The organism is Paenibacillus periandrae (genome assembly GCF_022458865.1).
In the GTDB taxonomy this organism is placed as follows: Bacteria; Bacillota; Bacilli; order Paenibacillales; family NBRC-103111; genus Paenibacillus_S; species Paenibacillus_S periandrae.
Genome location: NZ_JAJNMU010000015.1, coordinates 160,110 through 178,926, shown reverse-complemented (window position 1 = coordinate 178,926; position 18,817 = coordinate 160,110). Strand labels below are relative to the sequence as shown.

The 18,817-nt window shown below is 47.6% G+C and carries 19 protein-coding genes and 1 pseudogene; 10 read left to right on the top strand and 10 right to left on the bottom strand.

The genetic code is table 11. The annotated features are described in order from the left end of the window. Positions 1-2 precede the first annotated feature (2 nt). The gene (locus tag LRL21_RS24975; RefSeq protein ID WP_240418488.1) at positions 3-1,490 is read right to left on the bottom strand and encodes a sensor histidine kinase; all 1,488 of its coding nucleotides are present in this window, start codon (positions 1,488-1,490) and stop codon (positions 3-5) included. Between the two features lie 382 nt (positions 1,491-1,872). Between LRL21_RS24975 and LRL21_RS24970 the strand changes: the two genes are divergently transcribed. Continuing rightward, complete coding sequence (locus tag LRL21_RS24970; RefSeq protein ID WP_338044674.1) at positions 1,873-2,664, top strand: MBL fold metallo-hydrolase; 792 nt, start codon at positions 1,873-1,875, stop codon at positions 2,662-2,664. Between the two features lie 183 nt (positions 2,665-2,847). On the opposite strand, the gene LRL21_RS24965 is transcribed toward LRL21_RS24970, so the two are convergent. Continuing rightward, positions 2,848-3,087: a hypothetical protein gene (locus tag LRL21_RS24965; protein ID WP_338044673.1), complete on the bottom strand. Its 240-nt coding sequence runs from the start codon at positions 3,085-3,087 to the stop codon at positions 2,848-2,850. 326 nt (positions 3,088-3,413) lie between these two features. Here LRL21_RS24965 and LRL21_RS24960 point away from each other — a divergent pair, with 326 nt between their 5' ends. After that, entirely contained in the window at positions 3,414-3,716 is a 303-nt protein-coding gene (locus tag LRL21_RS24960) for a hypothetical protein (protein WP_240418487.1), read from the top strand. An 18-nt stretch (positions 3,717-3,734) separates the two neighbouring features. Here the strand turns inward: LRL21_RS24960 and LRL21_RS24955 are convergent, their stop codons facing one another. The 6 genes from LRL21_RS24955 to LRL21_RS24930 form a co-directional block, all read right to left on the bottom strand. Then, entirely contained in the window at positions 3,735-4,244 is a 510-nt protein-coding gene (locus LRL21_RS24955) for a phosphoesterase (RefSeq protein WP_240418486.1), read from the bottom strand. A gap of 154 nt (positions 4,245-4,398) precedes the next feature. Beyond that, positions 4,399-4,779 (bottom strand): VOC family protein, encoded by a 381-nt coding sequence (locus LRL21_RS24950; RefSeq protein ID WP_240418485.1) that lies wholly within the window; start codon positions 4,777-4,779, stop codon positions 4,399-4,401. Positions 4,780-4,945: 166 nt separating this feature from the next. Next, positions 4,946-5,815, bottom strand: coding sequence for a polysaccharide deacetylase family protein (locus tag LRL21_RS24945; RefSeq protein ID WP_240418484.1), 870 nt, complete (start codon positions 5,813-5,815; stop codon positions 4,946-4,948). Between the two features lie 233 nt (positions 5,816-6,048). Next, positions 6,049-6,387, bottom strand: a complete 339-nt coding sequence (locus LRL21_RS24940; RefSeq protein WP_240418483.1) for a zinc-binding dehydrogenase — start codon at positions 6,385-6,387, stop codon at positions 6,049-6,051. Between the two features lie 82 nt (positions 6,388-6,469). After that, positions 6,470-6,829, bottom strand: a complete 360-nt coding sequence (locus tag LRL21_RS24935; protein ID WP_240418482.1) for a hypothetical protein — start codon at positions 6,827-6,829, stop codon at positions 6,470-6,472. Between the two features lie 241 nt (positions 6,830-7,070). After that, positions 7,071-8,315, bottom strand: a complete 1,245-nt coding sequence (locus tag LRL21_RS24930) for an MFS transporter (RefSeq protein WP_240418546.1) — start codon at positions 8,313-8,315, stop codon at positions 7,071-7,073. Positions 8,316-8,638: 323 nt separating this feature from the next. Between LRL21_RS24930 and LRL21_RS24925 the strand changes: the two genes are divergently transcribed. Continuing rightward, positions 8,639-9,520 carry an SMP-30/gluconolactonase/LRE family protein gene (locus LRL21_RS24925; protein WP_240418481.1) on the top strand — a complete coding sequence of 294 codons (882 nt, stop codon included), beginning with the start codon at positions 8,639-8,641 and terminating at the stop codon, positions 9,518-9,520. A gap of 95 nt (positions 9,521-9,615) precedes the next feature. On the opposite strand, the gene LRL21_RS24920 is transcribed toward LRL21_RS24925, so the two are convergent. Beyond that, positions 9,616-10,764 (bottom strand): response regulator, encoded by a 1,149-nt coding sequence (locus LRL21_RS24920; protein WP_240418480.1) that lies wholly within the window; start codon positions 10,762-10,764, stop codon positions 9,616-9,618. Beyond that, complete coding sequence (locus LRL21_RS24915) at positions 10,739-12,568, bottom strand: sensor histidine kinase (RefSeq protein ID WP_240418479.1); 1,830 nt, start codon at positions 12,566-12,568, stop codon at positions 10,739-10,741. The genes LRL21_RS24920 and LRL21_RS24915 overlap by 26 nt, the downstream gene beginning before the upstream one ends. Before the next feature lie 265 nt (positions 12,569-12,833). Between LRL21_RS24915 and LRL21_RS24910 the strand changes: the two genes are divergently transcribed. The 7 genes and pseudogenes from LRL21_RS24910 (at position 12,834) to LRL21_RS24880 (ending at position 18,787) form a co-directional block, all read left to right on the top strand. Then, positions 12,834-13,322: a VOC family protein gene (locus tag LRL21_RS24910; RefSeq protein WP_240418478.1), complete on the top strand. Its 489-nt coding sequence runs from the start codon at positions 12,834-12,836 to the stop codon at positions 13,320-13,322. Between the two features lie 18 nt (positions 13,323-13,340). Then, a pseudogene (locus tag LRL21_RS24905) lies at positions 13,341-14,330 on the top strand (amidase family protein); the annotation flags it as partial. Positions 14,331-14,391: 61 nt separating this feature from the next. Continuing rightward, positions 14,392-14,934 (top strand): GNAT family N-acetyltransferase, encoded by a 543-nt coding sequence (locus LRL21_RS24900; RefSeq protein WP_240418477.1) that lies wholly within the window; start codon positions 14,392-14,394, stop codon positions 14,932-14,934. Positions 14,935-15,048: 114 nt separating this feature from the next. Beyond that, positions 15,049-15,597: an RNA polymerase sigma factor gene (locus LRL21_RS24895; protein WP_240418476.1), complete on the top strand. Its 549-nt coding sequence runs from the start codon at positions 15,049-15,051 to the stop codon at positions 15,595-15,597. Between the two features lie 2 nt (positions 15,598-15,599). Further along, positions 15,600-16,622, top strand: a complete 1,023-nt coding sequence (locus tag LRL21_RS24890; protein ID WP_240418475.1) for a DUF4871 domain-containing protein — start codon at positions 15,600-15,602, stop codon at positions 16,620-16,622. 387 nt (positions 16,623-17,009) lie between these two features. After that, positions 17,010-17,969 carry a carbohydrate ABC transporter permease gene (locus tag LRL21_RS24885; RefSeq protein ID WP_420832485.1) on the top strand — a complete coding sequence of 320 codons (960 nt, stop codon included), beginning with the start codon at positions 17,010-17,012 and terminating at the stop codon, positions 17,967-17,969. Next, positions 17,966-18,787 carry a carbohydrate ABC transporter permease gene (locus LRL21_RS24880; RefSeq protein ID WP_240418474.1) on the top strand — a complete coding sequence of 274 codons (822 nt, stop codon included), beginning with the start codon at positions 17,966-17,968 and terminating at the stop codon, positions 18,785-18,787. The genes LRL21_RS24885 and LRL21_RS24880 overlap by 4 nt, the downstream gene beginning before the upstream one ends. The last annotated feature ends 30 nt before the right edge of the window (positions 18,788-18,817 follow it).

The window sequence follows — 18,817 nt, the reverse complement described above, 5'->3', positions numbered from 1 at the left end:
CCTCATCCCTCCTTTGCTGATGGTTTTAATAAGTATAGCGGTATGATGACCTGGAAGGTGCATCCGGTATTCCCCTTGCTGTCCAGATGAATATGTCCGTAATGGCCCAGCACGACATGTTTAACATATGATAACCCCACCCCCCAGTTCCTAGTCGTGTTCTTGCTCGTATAAAAGGGGTCAAAGACGCCTTCCTGCAGTTCTTTTGCAATACCGGGGCCGTTGTCGGTTACTTTAATAATGACCCAGTTTTCCTCCACATAGCTGACCAGACCGATTCGACCTTTCGGATCGTCTCCAATCGCTTCGATGGCATTTACCAGCAAATTGTGGATCGCTTCGGACATGTGATACACATCGATTAATACAAAAGTCTCTTCGCTTGGCACTTCAACCTCAACCGCGATAGACTCCGGCACCGTCGTGCGGTCGAGCGTGTGATCGATAAGCTTGTGGACAGCGTACGGTTTTAATTGAAGATGATTGCTTTTCGAAGATTTATATAACTGGTCCAGCCGTCCGAGCGTGTGATCAGCGATATGTGCCGCTTTTTCTAAAGGGATCAACGCCTCGACAGAGCCAGGTGCTTCTTGCCTGTTGAGCTGATCTGTTGCTTGTCTAATAAGCAATTGCATCATAATCAACTGATTTTTAATCGCATGTGTGAATACCTGGGCACCCATATTAGCCGTTTTCAGCTTTCTTTGCAGGTGCAGGTCGTTTTTACCCATCTTGTTTACGATCTCCGCATATTTCCATATCGACACAATACTAATGAGTGACAGCACCCCCGTAAACACGATGCTCAAGTACCACTGGATGAGAGTCAGCGGTGGATTGAAATTCGAGAAATCCGAATACAGGACGTAGAACGTCCGTACATCAAATACTTGCAGAGGTCCCATAAAACCGAGGAAAAAATAAAAGAGAACCAGCGAGCATACGCCCAATATAATGAATCTGCTCTGCTGCTTCACCCAAGGTATCGTTATTTTTCGATAGCTCCAGATCATGATGGAAACCGCCGTAAGAGCCGAGATGACGATCCAACCCCGTGTCAGCCAACCAACCATATACGTATAATGGCGTTCCATGACCGTAAGCGCCTCTTTGTATATAACCGGATCATAGAAAATAATGTTGGCAAGCGCCAAAAGCAAGCTCAGCGCGTAGATATGCCACTGCTTCCAAATCGTTCTGGAAGATAACAGCGACAGGGATAACCCGATGAGACTGAAAATAAACATCGATCTTCCCACTGTAATCATACGGCTGATGCCTTCAATTTTGATAGGCGAGTTCAACAGCAGATTGCGAATGTCATCATTGAAAAATAAGACAATATTTACCTTATAATAGAAGCCTCCGTATTTGGCTATAAACAAAATAAGACCGGCTATACTCAGGAACCAGCCAAACAGAACAAAACCCATCCAGTACGCAGAAGGGTTTCGAGCTTTGGTTATGAACAGCGCAATAGCCGCTACCATGAGGACCATTAGTAAAATCGTCAAGTTGTCACCCGCATCATCAGTATAGCTTTATCATACCACACTACGCAGTTATATATCTCACATAAGGCTAACCTTTAACCGCCCCGGCAACCAAGCCTCCACCTCTTTTCTTTTCATGAGCGCTACATGGTCGGTTAACGTCATTATTATCGGCAGATGAGAGAAAGTATGTCCGGCAAGCAGCTTTCGATGCCCGCCGGGATGTATGGTGAAAAGTAATTACACCCAATTTACCAAAAAATACGTATGACCGGTCCATGCGGCCGGTTTTTTACATTCCTCGAACGGTTTCTCCGAGTGTACAAATCCCACCAAGTAGTTTATATTTATTTTACTTATATCATCAGCTGGAAAGAATGTGGAAACAGTGAAAGATACCTTGACCTTATGGGGTACAGGCGATTCAATGGGTGTTCCCAGAGTATACTGCTCCTGTGTGGTATGCACCGAGGCCAGAACGAGCGGCGCTAACCGACGATTCCGTTCATCTGCTCTGCTGCATACGTCCGTTGGCATGCTATTGATTGATTGCGGTCCCGAGTGGCGCACCCAAATGGAGCATTACGGACTCAGGAGTCTTGAGCATGTGCTCATTACTCATGCGCATTTTGACCATATAGCGGGACTTCCCGAATGGGCCGATGCCTGCCGTTACAGCCATATGAGGGGTCATGTATATGCACCAGCCGATGTGCTGGCCCAGCTTCGCACAATGTATCCCTGGCTGGAAAATCAGCTCGACTATCACGATTGCAGCAGCAGTATGGTATGGGATGAGTGGGTTATTCGTCCTTGGAAGGTATGCCATGGGAAGAATGGCTTCTCTTATGCTTATCGCTTTGACAAGCATACGGATCAGCCGTACCGCTTTGCCTACTGTTCAGATGCAATTAATCTGAATGAGGAGGAAAAAGCTCCCCTATTTGGCTTACAGCTGTTAATTATCGGTACTAATTTCTATAAGGAAGAATCTGCGACCGAGACACGATCTGTCTACGATATGACTGAAGCCCTTGAGCTGCTGCAACAAACGAAGCCTGAGCATACAGTATTTACCCATATGTCGCATGGTGTTGATGTTCTTGAGCAGTATGGCCTTCCTGCGAGTGTTGAAATGGCCCGAACCGGCATGATTTTGGAGCTGGAATAATAGCTCGATTGTGCATGTTGTCTGAGGCAGCTCAACAAGTCTATGAAATGGAAAAAGACTATAAGCTCCCTGCTCAGGAGCTTACAGTCTTTTTCGTGAGGTTTTGGTCATAGTGAACGGAGCTTGCTCACAGCGCAGCGGTCATTAGCATGAATGTTAACGCTGCCTGCCAGTACTTACTTGTTACTGATATAAGCTGCGGTTAAAGGACTGCAGATGGTTGCCGGTCTGCGATTGAAAGGCAACATTCGTAGCTTCCTGTACAGCCATCTCCAGCTGCGAACACAATTGAGCGCATTCCTGCATGCGCTGAAGCGCAACCTGATGAGTTTGCAGCGCATTTTGGATAACCTGCACTGCTTGACGTTCACGCTGGGCGATTTGCTCCAGCTGTTGGGCGTTTTGCTGCTCCTGCTGAAGCATAATTTGATAGGTCTGATTCGAATGCTGAGTTTGCTGAATCAGCTGTTGAATGATTTGCTGGCATTGACGTGCTTGTTGGACGATGTTATGGATGTGAATCTCCTCCTTAGAATGGTTAGGTCTGGTATAGCACCCATATTATTCTGGTTTATTAGGAAGGAAATTATGCATGAATAATTAATAACGGGGCAAAGAAAAATGAATGCGGATTGATCTCCGAGCGCGATATGATTTGGGGGACTACCTGAAATCTGCTATGATAAATAATATAGATAATAATAAGCTGAGCAAGGTTATCCGAATTCCCAAGCAAAGGAGCATACATCATGGCATTCGGCATCAAACGAGCTGAGCTTCAGCAATGGAAAACCACGGTCGCAAGAGGCGATATCGCTTTTCTCACCCATTATTGGCTCGATCCACGCTTTCCAAATGTGAGCACCGTCACCAAAGTAGGCTGCTCCGATCTGGGCAAGCTGGCGGCTTGGTGTACAGCTCATGGATTGAACCCGGACTATATTCATCAACGCCAGCCCTATCCCCACTATGATCTGATCGGTCCGAGACAGAAAGAAATATTAAGAGAAGAGCAATTGTGGCATCATCTCGAGAGATTCAAGCTGTTGTAACCTGGACTTCTTTTCTCTTCACTGCTCCTCATTGGGAACGACCATCGCCTTGATTTGTTCGAACGAGATGGGTGTATAGTCCCACAGCTCGACTGAAACATTAATATACTGCTTTCCTTCATATTTCTGTCCATGAATATGGCCATGAACGTTCACATAAGGCATATGCTTGTTCATATACATCGGCTCATGAGACAGAAAATAAAACCCGTTATATACAATGGGGTTTTCACTTACCTCATCGAAACCGGCATCCAGCCACCAGCTTCTTGATCGACCACGATCATGGTTTCCGAGAATCAAGGTTTTGTAGCCGTTAAGCCTTGACACGATGCTTGCTGTCTTGTCCTTATTCAAAAATGAAAAATCGCCCAGATGGAGCACTTTGTCTTCCTTGGTCACGACTGCATTCCATTTCTCAATCATCGTTTCGGTCATTTCATCAGCATCACGGAAAGGTCTTGATTCAAAGTCTATAATATTCTTATGACCAAAATGATGATCAGAAATCACATATACGTTGGACATCAATGTCAGCTCCCTTGGGATCGATAGGATTGTAGTCTGTTCTATTATAACCGCACCTATGGAATCATCACAATTGATGTTCACGTACACGCTGGGACCTAAGCCAGAGGGTGACTGTACTTGTCCCGGTTAATCGGACATACATGTACCTGTTTTATAGCTTCCTTTTATCCTCACATATCATGAGTATATTGCCATCGGGGTCCTTGAAAGTAAAGAACGATATGTTATCATGCTTTTCGATCTCCGTTACGACTTCTATCCCCTTCTCTTTTACAAAATGGTACGAATCCATAAGTTTCTTCGTTTCAAAAAATAATTGAGTCTTATTGTTCTGACTGCTATCGTCTCTACGGTTACTGTCCAGCAGCAGGTCCGACCCGCCATCCATATGCAAGCTATAAATGGTTCCCTCATGACTATCCGCGTGAATTGGCAATCCAAGCAGCTCACTGTACCACTGGATCGCTTTTGGCATATCAGTCACATGTACAAATACTGCACCTATTCGATTTGTTATCGGACTTGTAGTCATTACAATCGCTCCTCACAATTAGAACACTTGTTCCAATTATTATAATCCCATTATATGGGTATGTCATTAGATTTATTTTGCATGTCCCCAGGAAGCTCGTTAAATGACAAAAAACCTCCAGACGTGTATCACACACCTAAAGGTTTTATCACAATTTGGCCAATCCTCAACGAGACGTTTTCCGCACAGCAACAACCTTTTGAGCAATTATCGCTTCCAGTCCCTCTGGTGACACTTGTGGAGCACCCGCATTAATGCGCGGTATCCGGTATGGATCTACACCACGCGTCGCCATCAAGGGCCGAATCGTAAAGCCATAGCGGATACCGGCTGCTTGTACAGCAATAGCTGTATTTTTATCAGAAATGCCAAAAGGGTAAGCCATCGTATCCACCTGATGGGGATCGGCCTGCTCCACATTTGCTTTGCAGGTTCGGGTATCCGCCAGCATTCTATCTATGTACTGCTGATCCGTTTCGCCGGCTTCTTGAACCAAATAAGCTTTTCCATCCTCGCGTTTACCATGAAAAGCATGCGTATGGCACTCGGCATCAATCAAATCGGAGCCTGTGGTCATGGCAGTGATCTGCTCCCGTGACATTTTGGGTGGAGTATCCTCCTGCGGGTGATCCAGCGTCTCAGTAATAATAAAATTGACTGCCGGAATCTGCAGCTCCTTCAATATGGGAACACCCAATGTATAAAAGCTCTCATAGCCATCGTCAAAAGTTACCAGTACCGCATTATCTGGAACCTCCGCACCGCCGAGAAACCTTTTGAATTGATCCAAGGTAATGAAGTGATGTCCCTTGCTCTGCAAATAGGCAAGCTGCTGCCTGAACAGCTCAGGTTTGATCGTACTTGAGCTCGTATCTTCTTCATGAAGATGATGATACATGAGGACAGCAACCTGATCGGTATAATGCGCATTACGCTTATCGAATTGCTGAACTATCGTAAGGCCTATCACGCAAATCAGTAGGCCTGTCAACCAATAACGAATGATGACTTCCGCTCTCCCTTCGGGCAATACCATTATCTGTACAATATCCGGCTTCACACCTGCGATCCAGTACCTTTAGAGTCGAGCACCAGAGAAAAGCACAGTATTGAAGCGATTTTGATTATACCATAAGGGCTAGCTGTTTGGGAAAACGAACGTTGTAAAGCGCACATTGCCAAGCGGTCGCCTGCGCCTGCGCAAGAAAACTGCCGGGAATTCTCCAGCAGTCTGTTAACGGACCTGTATGCAGCTGCTGAATCTCACTCTTACAGCTCCACCATCGCCTTGATTACACCTGTTTCCGGCTTCAGCCACGATTCGACGATCATCGCATCCAACGGGCAGCGGTGTGTAATATATGAATCGGTATCAATATGACCAGCGGCCATCGCTTGCATCACCTTTTCAAAGACAACCGTCGGCAGTTCGCCCTGCGTCAGCTCCAGCAGCCGGTCCAAAGGATTATTCAGCGCATTGATCGTTTCATCGACCGGCGCCCAGCGCAAGCAATAAGCCAGACGTTCCTCGTTAATATCCATCGCTATGCCCCTTGCGCCTGCAAGCTTGGCAAATTTCATATATAATTGCAGCTCCTGCCTAACCAACCCTAGCCATTATCCAATGTCTCAGGTTGTGTTATAGTATTCGACAGTCGTTCAATACCAAGTAGCCGTACCGTGTATAAGCTTATTGTTTGACAACACGTATCGTTTCCTCTTTATCGTTCCATTGGATATGCAGCGTAAAATGATCTTCGTCAAAATACGGTGAATTTATCGTAGATTTTCCACTAATGATCTTGTTCCTGAAGCTGCCCTTGCTTTCTCCGCTATTTTGAAAATTGCGGCTTTCCTTAAAAGCATACTGAACAATAGTATCAGGTTGACTTTCCTGTCCGATATATCGTATCTCATACGATTTGTCTTTGGCCGTCACCGAGCAAGCAACGGACCAGTTGATGCTTTCTCCTTTAAATTGCCGCTGCTCAGAGCAGCCTATTAGCCCCAATAAACTGATGAGCAGCATACTCATAATGAAGCTTCTCATAGCTAATGCCTCCCTTTCTGATCATGAACTGTATAGGTATCCCCCCACCTACTGTCAACTGAAATTATTTTTTTCGAGCGACTCTATTCAAATAGGCGATAAGATAAGTGTAGCAGTAAAATCTTAACAATTTAGAAGGGAATTTCTTAACGGTTTCTTATTTTCAGCAAGCTATACGCAAAAAAAGACCCAGGATTCCTGCAACAGAATCATGGGCTTCTCGTAAGCTTCTAACGATCTTTTATTGAACATTCATCTCTTTATCCGTCGTCTCTTGATCCGGGTCCGTTCCTTTCGTTTCCTTGCCCAGAAACAACACAGCAGCCGCACCAATCACGATCGCAATACAAAACACGGTGAAGATCGACGTGATCGGTATATGTCGAGCAACGAGCATTCCTACAAGATAGGGCCCGACGACACCGCCGATTCTCCCGAAGGAAGCGGCAAGACCTACTCCAGTGGAACGAACCGCGGTCGGGTACAGCTCTGGCGTGTAAGCATACATCGCTCCCCAGGCACCAAGATTAAAGAAAGAAAGGCAGATGCCCGATGCGATCAGCACGCCGACAGTATCAGCATTTCCAAAGCCTATCGCACTCACCGCCGTCAATAGCAGATAAGTAACCAACACAAACTTACGGCCGAATCTTTCAATCAAATAGGCGGCGGTAAAATACCCGGGCAACTGGGCCAGCGTCATAATCAGCACGTATTGAAAGCTTTTTACTAGCCCGAAGCCTTTAAGCATGACCACCGTGGGCAGCCACAGGAACATGCCGTAGTAAGAAAATACGACAGTGAACCATAAAATCCACAAGGTTATCGTCGATCTGCGATACTTCGGCGACCAGGCCGCCACCACTCGTTCGCGGAACGACAGCCTGCGGCTGCGCTGCTCGGTAAAGCGAGGCGAATCCTGTATCGCCCGCCTCAAATATAAAGCGTACAGCGCCGGTACAGCCCCTATCGCAAATGCCATCCTCCAGCCATAGTGGGGGATGATGAAGTAGGCAATCAATGCTGCAAGGATCCAGCCGCATGCCCAGAAGCTCTCCAGCAGGACGACTGCGCGCCCTCTATCCTTCGGTGGCACGGACTCGGACACCAGCGTCGAAGCGACCGGCAGCTCGCCGCCCAGTCCGAAGCCTGCCGTGAAGCGAAGCACGCACAGCATTACAAAGCTGAATGCCAGCGCCGACAGTCCGCTGGACACGGAAAAGATGAGCAGCGTCCACAGCAGCACCGACCTGCGGCCGTACTTGTCCGCCATCGATCCCGCGACAGCTGCGCCCACCGCCATGCCGATCGAATTGATCGCCGCTAACAATCCGATCTGTTCAGCCCCCAGGCTCCATTCCACCGCCAGGGCAGCGGCAATAAACGAAATAATCCCTACATCCATCGCATCAAACAGCCAGCTAAGGCCAACACCGAACAGCAGCTTCCTTTGATTCCGTTTAGCGGCAGGATCTATATGATTCATAGTTATGAGCTCCTTTTCCAGTCCGTTACCACGTCCATCCAAGCCAGCGCTTTGGATATATGCTGTATAATCCTCTCCTCTCACTTTACCCATGTTTTCCCTGACTTATATCATGCATCGCCAAACAATTCCTCTGGACTAATGCTATAATAACTAAGAAGTTACTTTCCACATACCAAGAGGGAAGGGCTGCCTCATTTTGGAACCCGATCACAATATTATTGAATTCAATGCTGCTTACCGCTCATAACCAGTCATCGTGACAATAAGCTTGTCCTAATCAATTACAACAATAACTGCCCTGCAGGCTGGAGGAAAGAAATTTGGACCCGTTACAAGTAGAATTGATTGTTGAGGCGCAGGCAACTTTGGGAGAAGGCCCTTGCTGGGATCACCGCAGCGGGCTGCTTTACTGGGTAGACATTAAAGGACAAAGGGTACATATTATGGATCCGCAAACTTTGGAAAACCGTACTATTCAGCTGGACCAAATGGTAGGTGCTGTCGTACCGAGACAGTCTGGCGGTGTCGTGCTGGCCTTGCAGCATGGGCTCTTCCTGTTGGACCTGGAAACAGAGCAGCTGACATTGGTCAATGCCCCCGAGAAGCAGCTCGAGGATAATCGGTTTAACGATGGAAAATGTGATCCCGCAGGGCGGTTCTGGGCGGGTACGACAAGTCATCTCGAAGAGCAGCCTGTCGGTTCGTTATATTGTCTTGAAGCCGATCATACCATTCGCAAGATGGTTGATGGAGTGACGGTTTCCAACGGACTCGCCTGGAGTCCCGATGGACGCACGATGTATTATATTGATTCGCCGACAAAACGAGTGGTAGCCTACGATTATGATATCGATACAGGTGCTATAAGCGCTCAGCGTACCATTATCACAATCCCTGAGGGCGGCGGATTCCCCGATGGCATGACGATTGATGTAGAGGGCATGCTGTGGATCGCGCAGTGGGACGGCTGGCAGGTGTCACGCTGGAATCCGCATACGGGTGAAATGCTGACTGCCATCCCGATCCCCGTAGCCCAGGTTTCATCCTGCACATTTGGCGGACCGAATCTGGATGAGCTATACATTACGACGGCCCGTGTTCGCCAATCGGACGAAGCGTTGGAGAAGCAGCCGCACGCAGGCGGCATATTTCGTGTGAAGCCTGGCGTATCCGGTATGCCAGCGCACTTTTTTGCCGGTTAGTCGGTCCATCAAACGAAGAGCATATAAGTAAAAAAGCAAGCTGTCGCGCTACTTACGTGCGGCAGCTTGCTTCTCATTGTATAAGCCTACATATTTTATTTTTTATCGGATAACCGCTTTAGCAGCATGTCATATAGATGTATCAGATCCACCGACGGTCGTATCCCAAGCTCCCGGCTGAGAAGCCGAACATAATCTGTATACAAAGCCATTAATCCTTTTTTGTCCCCGGTCATCTCGCGAATCGTTATAAGCTGGCGAATAACCGATTCATCCAACGGATTGCGTGCATTAAGCTTAAGCAGCAGCTTGGAGGCGGTGGTCGTATCCCCCAGCGAAATCAGCACGGCGGCAAGCCGCTTTACGAACGAGGCATACAGTTCCGCATAGCGCTCCGTTTCGTGAATGGCCCACACGTACGCCTTGTCCCCGAACAAATCGCCCGTATACAACCGTTCGATCTGCAGCGCACTCTCCACATTTTCGATATCTATGGTTTGCAGCTTCTCAACTTGCTTTTCGAATTCCACGGAGTCGATCATGTAATCCTTTAGTTCGAGCGCATAGCCATCGTTCTCCGAGCGTACGACGTCACGCATCCCCAACAGTTCCAAAGACTTGCGCAATTGATAGACGGTCGTATTCAAGTAATTCTCCGCATTGACTTGGTACATACCTCCGAAAATATCCGTTACCAGTCTGGAACGGGGAATTCGTTTGCCTCTATAAAGCAGCAAATAAGCGAACAGCTCCACACATTTTCGCGAGATCCATTTGACGCGTCCCGCTTCATTACTCACAGTAACGTCGCCAAGTGTCGTTAAGACGATCCTGCCACAATCTGCGGAAGCCGGGACTGACAGTAATGGCGAATGAACAGCCTGCTGGTTCGCCAGAGCACGATTGACCGTCCGCTGCAGCCGCTCCTGGGAAACGGGCTTGACCAGGTAATCCAACACAGACAGTTCAAAAGCCTTCAAGGCATATTCCTTGTGCGACGTAACAAAGACGACTTGCATCGTAGGATCAGAAGCCTCCAACTTGGCAGCAAACTCTACTCCGCTCTCGCCAGGCATGGAGATGTCTACGAAAGCGAGTCCGATACCGGTGTTCTCCCTTAGGAAGGAGGCTGCAGATTGCGTATCCGTAAAAGCCCCTGCCACATCAATCCCAGGCAGCTTGACCAGCATTTTACGCAAAATCAGATGCATCGTCGGCTCATCGTCTACCAAAATAACTTTCATAAGCTTCCTCCTCCATTCCACCATTGTCGAACGCGTTTCGCACGCCAGCCGAGCCTGGCAAGGTGAACGAGAAAATCGTTCCAATTCCAGGCTCGCTCTCGAACCAAAGGGTACCGCCATGGATGCGGACGAATTCACGGGTCAGTGCCAGTCCGAATCTCGTATCCCCGGAATCGTTCTCGTTAACCATTGCCTTTAAGAAGGGCTCCTCCAGACGCAGCAATTCCGATGTCTGGTCATCAATTCCCGCTCCGTTGTCGCGAATGGACACGACAATCAGATCGCCCTCCAGAACGGCCCCGATCTCAATTGACCCGCCTATTCCAGTAAACTTGATGGCGTTCGAAAGCAAATTTCGCAGAATGAGATCCAGCATCTCTTTATCGGCCCTGACCGTGAGCTTCTCGTCAATTCCCTCTGTCATCCGAATTTGCTTCATAGCCGCCTTTGTATTAGATAACATCAAAGCCTGCCGGACGACCTGCTGCAAATTCCAGCCCAACGGTCGAAACACAACTTTTCCTTTCTGGCTGCGATACCAATCGAGCAAATTTTCCACAAGATGGAACGTGCTTTGCACTTGTCCTTTAAGCTCCCTCACCAATTCGGCATGCTCAAAGTCGGCTGCGGCCAGTTCATCGCCCAGCAGCTCGGTCAAGCTCACAAGAAGTGCGATCGGATCGCGAATATCGTGTGCCACTACAGTGAACAGCTTATCCTTGAACGCGTTCAACTCGGACAGCTGACGGGCGTTCTCAAGCAATCGGGTTTCGCTCTCCTTCAACTCCGTAATATCGCTGAACATCAGAATTTTACCGATCAGAATTTCACCCGATTCGTAGATGTGTGACAAACTGCAGTTGTAATATTGGATCCGGTTGGCATGAAATCTATGGAACGGAAAGCGTTCGTCCCCATCACTTGCGGTGCGAATACGTTCAAGCAGCTCCGGACTCCCTGACAGAACCTTTCCCATGTCAACAGGAGATTGTTTTATCAATCCGAGCTCGGGAAGCACCTCTTGAGCTGCGCTGTTGTAACTGACGATTTGATCTTCATAATCAAGCAAAATAACCCCATCCCGAATCGTTTCGAACACTTTGGCCATCGCCAGCGGCGTTAAGCGAAGCAGGTTAAAGCGGAGAATTCCCCACGTATAAACGACACCCGATACAGCGAATCCGAATGGTGTTAAATCAACTTTAATGCCAGCCCAAAAAAACAAATTGAAAAACATCGGTGCGGCCGCACCCAAAAGGAGGACGACAATCTGCTTGCGCACAATCGGCAAAGCCCGCCAATACATCGGGATAAACAACAGCATGCCGCACAGCAGCACCGAATAATTATAGACGGTGTGCACCTTATACCAAGGTCCCTTATCCGTTGTGTACAAAGGAACCGAAGCATCCTGATTGAGTACATAGCGTTCATAGATCAGGTGATGCCAATCATTCGTTAGATGGAGAACAAAGACCGCTGTGGGGATAACGAACAGTACGATCGCAAGAAGCTTGCGATAACGAGCCGCCGTCCCGGTAAATTGAATGACCTGAAAGAACCATAGTGTAGTAACGAAGGGAATACCCAAATATTGGATTTGGAGCGACAGCTTCACTTCATTTAAATCTCGGCTCAACACCTCAAACGCGTAACCGAGTGCATAACAAGCTGCTGCCAGCATAATCAGAATCATCGTTCTGGCAACAGGCAGATGGCGTTTTCGATAAGACAAAAGCGAGACGAACACCATCAGCGCCGCTGCGAGAAAAAGTGTTACCGACATCCATTGTCTTGTGTCCACGGCTGCGTCTCCCTTGTTTCTAATAACTGTCGAACCGCTTCCACGGACCCGTTCAACAAAATCTGCGTAAAATCAGGATATCATCCTTTCTAGATTGTGTCCACGGTGGCTCTCCCCTCTATCAAGCGACTAACGAGCAGGATCTACGGGCTTCCTTGACCGGATATATTGGTTTTATTCATTCATAACCTTGATCGTGCCACAGCGGAACGATATTCTTAATGAAAGTGGTTTCAAACATATTCCTTATATCAAGGAGGCCTATATGAAAATTAAAGCCCAAGGCGTGTCAGAGGTCGTGTTGGAAGTTACCGATATGAAACGTGCCGTTGACTTTTGGTCAGGTCAGTTAGGATTTCCTGTTGTGCAGCAATGGGGGTATCAGGACAAGCAATTTACAGAAGAAGCCAATGAAATTTGGGCTACATGGCTGTATGTGGGTGGACCGACGAGATTAGGATTATGGCTGCCGCGCAATTTTGATAATCAGCAGCTTGTGGAAAAGGCCTCCCCGGTTTCTTTATGGAATGGGTTATTTGATGAAGGCGGTGTTCATGTGCATCTGGCGTTATATATAGGAATAGACCAAATTGAATCCGCGATTCACTTGCTTGAGAGCCATCATATCGACAACAAGATCATCACAAGAGGCATTCATAAAAGAGTCTATTTCAAGGACACTGAAAATAATGTCATCGAGTTCTATACCCAAAGTATGGAAGAAGATTATTTGTCCAGGCTCAATTCCATGTAAGTCATGCACCACTACCTCATGTTCAGGAGGACTATCCCAGTGAGTATAAATCTGCATGAATGGATCATCGAAGCAGACCTAACACAGCTGCAAACAGCTATGGAATCCGGCTCCATAACCTCGGAAGAGCTTGTTCAAGCCTATTTGGACCGAATCCATAAGTACGATCCCAGTATCAATTCGATCCTGGAGATCAATCCAGATGCGTTATATATCGCGCGGGCTTTAGATCAGGAACGCATAGATACAGGAAGTCGGGGAAGCCTGCATGGCATTCCCGTTCTTTTGAAGGATAATATCGATACACAGGATAACATGCACACGAGTGCCGGATCAGTCGCTTTAGCTGGATCATTTGCAGCGGCGGATGCCTATATAGCCTCAAAGCTCCGTTCGGCAGGTGCCGTTCTGCTCGGGAAAGCAAATATGACGGAGTGGTCCAACTTTATGTCCAGCCGGATGCCGGCAGGATACAGCTCACGGGGCGGATTTGTTCTAAATCCATATGGTGCGGGCGAGCTCTTCATTAGCGGCTCCAGCTCAGGATCTGCTGCGGCTGTTGCAGCAAATCTGTGCGCAGCAGCGATCGGAACAGAAACGGCGGGCTCCATTGTAGGACCCGCGTGTCAAACCTCTCTGGTAGGGATCAAGCCGACTGTCGGATTGATCAGCCGCGCCGGAATTATACCGATTTCCAGCAGTCAGGATACGCCGGGACCTATAGCCAGAACGGTTACGGATGCAGCGATAATATTGGGTGCATGTACAGGAATTGACGAGAAGGATTCGGCTACGCTAACGAGTGAGCACCATTCTTTTTCAGACTATACACCCTTTTTGGATGCAAGCTTTTTGCGTCGCGCAAGAATAGGAGTTCCCCGATATTATTACAGGCATTTGGACGAGGAAAGGCTTGCTATTATGGAAGCGGCCATTGCGACCTTGATCCATGAAGGCGCCACTATCGTTGATCCAGTAACGCTTCATGTTGAACAGAATAGCTGGAATACGTTCATTTATTTACGTCCTATCGAAGAAAAATGGCAATCGAGGGAAATGAGGTGTGACTATGACGAATTCGATTGAAGTTGGACCCATGACGAAGGCAGACATAGAACCCGTGTTTCGTATTTTTACTGAACACAGGATTAACAAGCCTTTGGATTACATCGAGAAGTGCTGGGAAGAAAATGTAACCAATCAACGGATAACGTTATTGGCCTCTTACGACGGTCAGTTTGCAGGAAGTCTGCATCTGCTCTCAACCTCCGAATATCCTTATTTTAGAGAAAATGGCATACCGGAAATCAACGATTTTAATGTGATCCCTCCATTGCGAAAGCTCGGAATCGGTCATGCGCTCATGGAAGCCGTCGAGAACATAGCCTTGAACAAATACGGAATTGTCGGCATAGGTGTTGGGCTTTATCAAAGCTATGGGAGTGCACAGCGCTTATATGCTAGAAGAGGATATATACCTGATGGCAGGGGTTTGATGTACAGGCAGCAGCCTGTCACCCCCGGTACCGAGGTTTGTGCGGATGACGACTTAAACTTGTATTTCACCAAGTCCCTCATAAAAGAAAGTGAAGGATACTCATCACATAGATAGTAAAGTAAATTCATTACACGCACCCATGAACGGTCTCTTTGATCAAAAGAGGTCGTTTTTTTATATTTCGGGAACTATTCGCTTTGCTGTCTGTCTAATAGTAGAGGTGATTTCGTGGAACCACATTATTTACAGCATCTGAGTGGCGGGAGTGATAAAGACGCTATACTTCGGGACCTGATGACCCAATATGGAAACGACGTTTGGAACTTCGCGTTTGTTCTAACCCGTCACGCTGACGCAGCGGATGATCTTACCCAGGATGTGTTTGTATCCGTATACGACAAGCTATACAGCTTTCGAGGCGAATGTAGTGTGAAAAGCTGGCTATTAACGATCACGCGCAACAAGTCGCTAAATTATTTGAAAAGCGCGTTCATCCGTAAAGTGACTTTGGTTGATTATGTCATTCGAAAAGGCTCCTCACAGTCAGCAGAAGCAGAGCTGTTTGATCGCTTGGAGACCCGCCATATTTGGGCAACTCTTATGCGGATTCCCCGCAAATTCAGAGAAATACTGCTTTTGAATGCTCATTATCAGCTAACGAACAAAGAAATTTCCATACTGCTTGAAATACCGGAAGCAACCGTCAAAACCCGACTTCATCGAGCACGAAAAAAATTATCCGATATGCTGAGCAACGATAAACAAGGAGGAGAGTGACTATGAAAGAGCAACCGCCACAATGGAGCGAAGCGTTCAACTCATCCCCGTTCATGAAGCCTCGCTTTACGGAGCAAATGAAGCAGGACATCATGAACAAGACAAAGCAGCGGCCGCAAGCAAAAGAACAAAGGTCGTTCCTGTGGATTCCGGCGATGGCCATCCTTGTAGTTGTCAGTGCAATCATAGTATTCGTCCTCTTGCCGAAAAGTGTTACAGAGCAAGGACCGTATCCAACGTCAGCAGCATTGACAGACCCTTGGACTGCTCGAATGGAATATCGACTTCATAACCAGACACTGTTCACTATTTTCCCTGACCCTAACCTTACTGCAGGCAAACCATTCGGGTATATGATTCATTTTACAGCGCCTTTTGATACGTTTGCAGGTAACCAGATAGCGATCTCCGCTTATCATCAAGAAACCGGTATGCGTGTAATTGCACTCCCTCCACAAACAATTACTCAGCCAAGCTCGGGGTATCCGGGTTTGGAGCGTTTTACAACGACGTTTGCACTTCCTCTTGGTGGCATGTGGCGATACGAGGTGCTTGTAAACAATCAATTATACGGTGATGTGGTATTATCCGTAGCAGAACCATCCTGGATGGTAACTCCTACTTTTGAACTGCCTTATATAAGCGGGGATGGCAAGAACGCTTCCTATATTTTGGTTGGTGAGAAAGGAAAGGCTGGCTTTATTGTAGGTCCTTATCTAAATGAAAAGGGTATGAAACTAGACCAGCAACCTATCCTTGCAGGCAAGGGCAGCAAATACATGTGGCATTTGTGGGGATCGGAGCAAGAGCTTGAGGGCGAATTTAAGGTAATGGCCGTCAAACAGGGTTCAACTGAACTCATACAAGTGTTCTCGACAAGTCAGTTAGGCGGAGGACTGAATGGAGCTGATCGCACGGCGGTGTCATCCATGTCGTTTCCTGAACCTGGACGGTGGAGGCTCATGGCATATGTCAACGACCGCTTGCTTAACAGTATCGTTGTGGATGTCGTATCCAATTCATAATCCGCCTTACTGGAGCCACAATGTTGATAGATGACCTTTTCTGCCGCAGCGGAAAAGGTTTCTTTTATATTCCCTTATTTGTGGCACATACTGGCTCGAGCACTTTTTGGCTTGATACGTTATGTCGTCATTATATGGTAATTATTAGATGTCGCCTTATTCCTCTCAACAACAAACAAGGCTTATAGCATCCAGTATTACCCCTTGGCAATATTCAAGATGTATGGTTTGTTGAGCCACACCCTTATCTACATAAAACCTTTATATATAGTTGACCCCTGGTTAACAAATGCACTTTATACTGACAAAGATGCCAAGGAAGAACTCAGCTCCCACATCAAAAGCTAACCGCTTAACCAAGCCGTTACCGTCAGGAGTGATTGAAGCATGAGCCTTATGGAAAAACAACTCAGTAGCATTTCCGCTAACAGACCCAAGTCCACTGCCGTAGGCCGTACCCAAAGCCTTCATAAGCTGCGTCTGCAGGAAAATCTGCTTGCCTATTTATTTTTGGCCCCCTCTCTGCTGCTGTTTGGCATATTTCTATTTTATCCACTGCTGCAATCCATCTATCTGAGTATGCATCTGACCGACCCGCGCGGACGCATTGCCGAATTCGTAGGCATGGAGAACTTCCAGGAGCTGTTCCTGTCCGAGCGCTTTTACCAAAGCTTGAAGGTAACGTTGTCCTTCACCCTGCTGACCGTCCCTACCTGTATCTTGTTGGCGCTGCTGCTGGCAGCACTGACGCAATCCAAACTGCGCGGCATGCGCGTATTCCAGTTCATATTCTCTTTACCCATCGCTATCTCTGTCGGAACCGGCTCTGTGATCTGGATGATGCTGTTCCATCCAAGCGTCGGTACACTTAATTATTTTTTGAGCCTCGCGGGTGTTTCACCTGTTGGTTGGCTTACCGATCCTGCCTGGGCGCTGATCTCTGTCTCGATGATGACGATCTGGATGACGATTGGCTTTAATTACATCGTACTGCTGAGCGGACTGCAGGGTGTGCCTGAGGAAATATATGATAGCGCCAAAATCGACGGATCGGGACCGATCCGAACCTTCGTACAGCTAACGCTGCCGCTCGTATCGCCAACGCTATTTTTCGTAGCTATCGTATCGGTAATTGGAGCCTTCCAATCCTTCGGACAAATGCATATTTTGACCAAGGGTGGTCCGATGTACACGACCGATGTAGTCGTTTATAACATTTATCAGGACGCGTTTGTTAATTTCCGCTTCGGTATCGGCAGCGCACAGGCACTTGTTCTGTTCGCCATCATTCTTATTTTGACCGTGCTGCAGTTTACCTTTTTTGAAAAGAAGGTGCATTATCAATGACCACCCGCTTTCAAAATACCGTCGTATACCTCTTGTTAGGTATCGCCGCAGCATTGGTGCTGTATCCCCTGCTGTTCACGTTCTCGGCATCACTGATGACCCCTGCGGAATCATCGTCCTACCCGCCCAAGCTGCTGCCTGGCGGATTGTACTGGGATAATTTCATCACCGTTACGCACATGGTGCCGATATTCACATTTATTATGAACAGTCTGCTGATTTCTACTGCCATTATGATAGGGCAGCTGCTGACCGCCAGCATGGCCGCCTATGCCTTCTCTTTTTTAAGATTCACGGGCAAAAGCATTCTGTTCGCACTGTTCCTCTCCACGATGATGATTCCCTGGGAGGTCACGATGATTCCCAATTACTTGACCGTCAAAAGCTGGGGCTGGCTGGACAGCTACGAAGGGCTGATTGTACCGTTTCTGGCTACGGCATTCGGTACGTTTTTACTGCGCCAATTTTTCCTGCAGCTTCCTGCCGAGCTGTTCGAAGCAGCAAAGATCGATGGCTGCGGTCATATACGAAGCTTTTTCCAGATGGTCCTGCCCTTGGCTCGTCCTGCGCTCGCCACACTTGGTGTTTACTCGTTCCTGACACATTGGAATATGTACCTGTGGCCGCTATTGATCACGAACGGTGAGCAGATGCGTACCGTGCAGATCGGAATCAGCATGCTGCAGTTCGAAGAAATGACTTCGTGGAATCTCGTATTAGCTGGCGTTACGCTGGTTATGCTGCCATCGCTGCTGCTGCTCGTGCTCGGGATCAAGCAGTTGGTTCGCGGCATTACAGCCGGGGCTGTGAAGGGTTAGCTTTACATTGGGTGGAAATAGCGCGTCCCC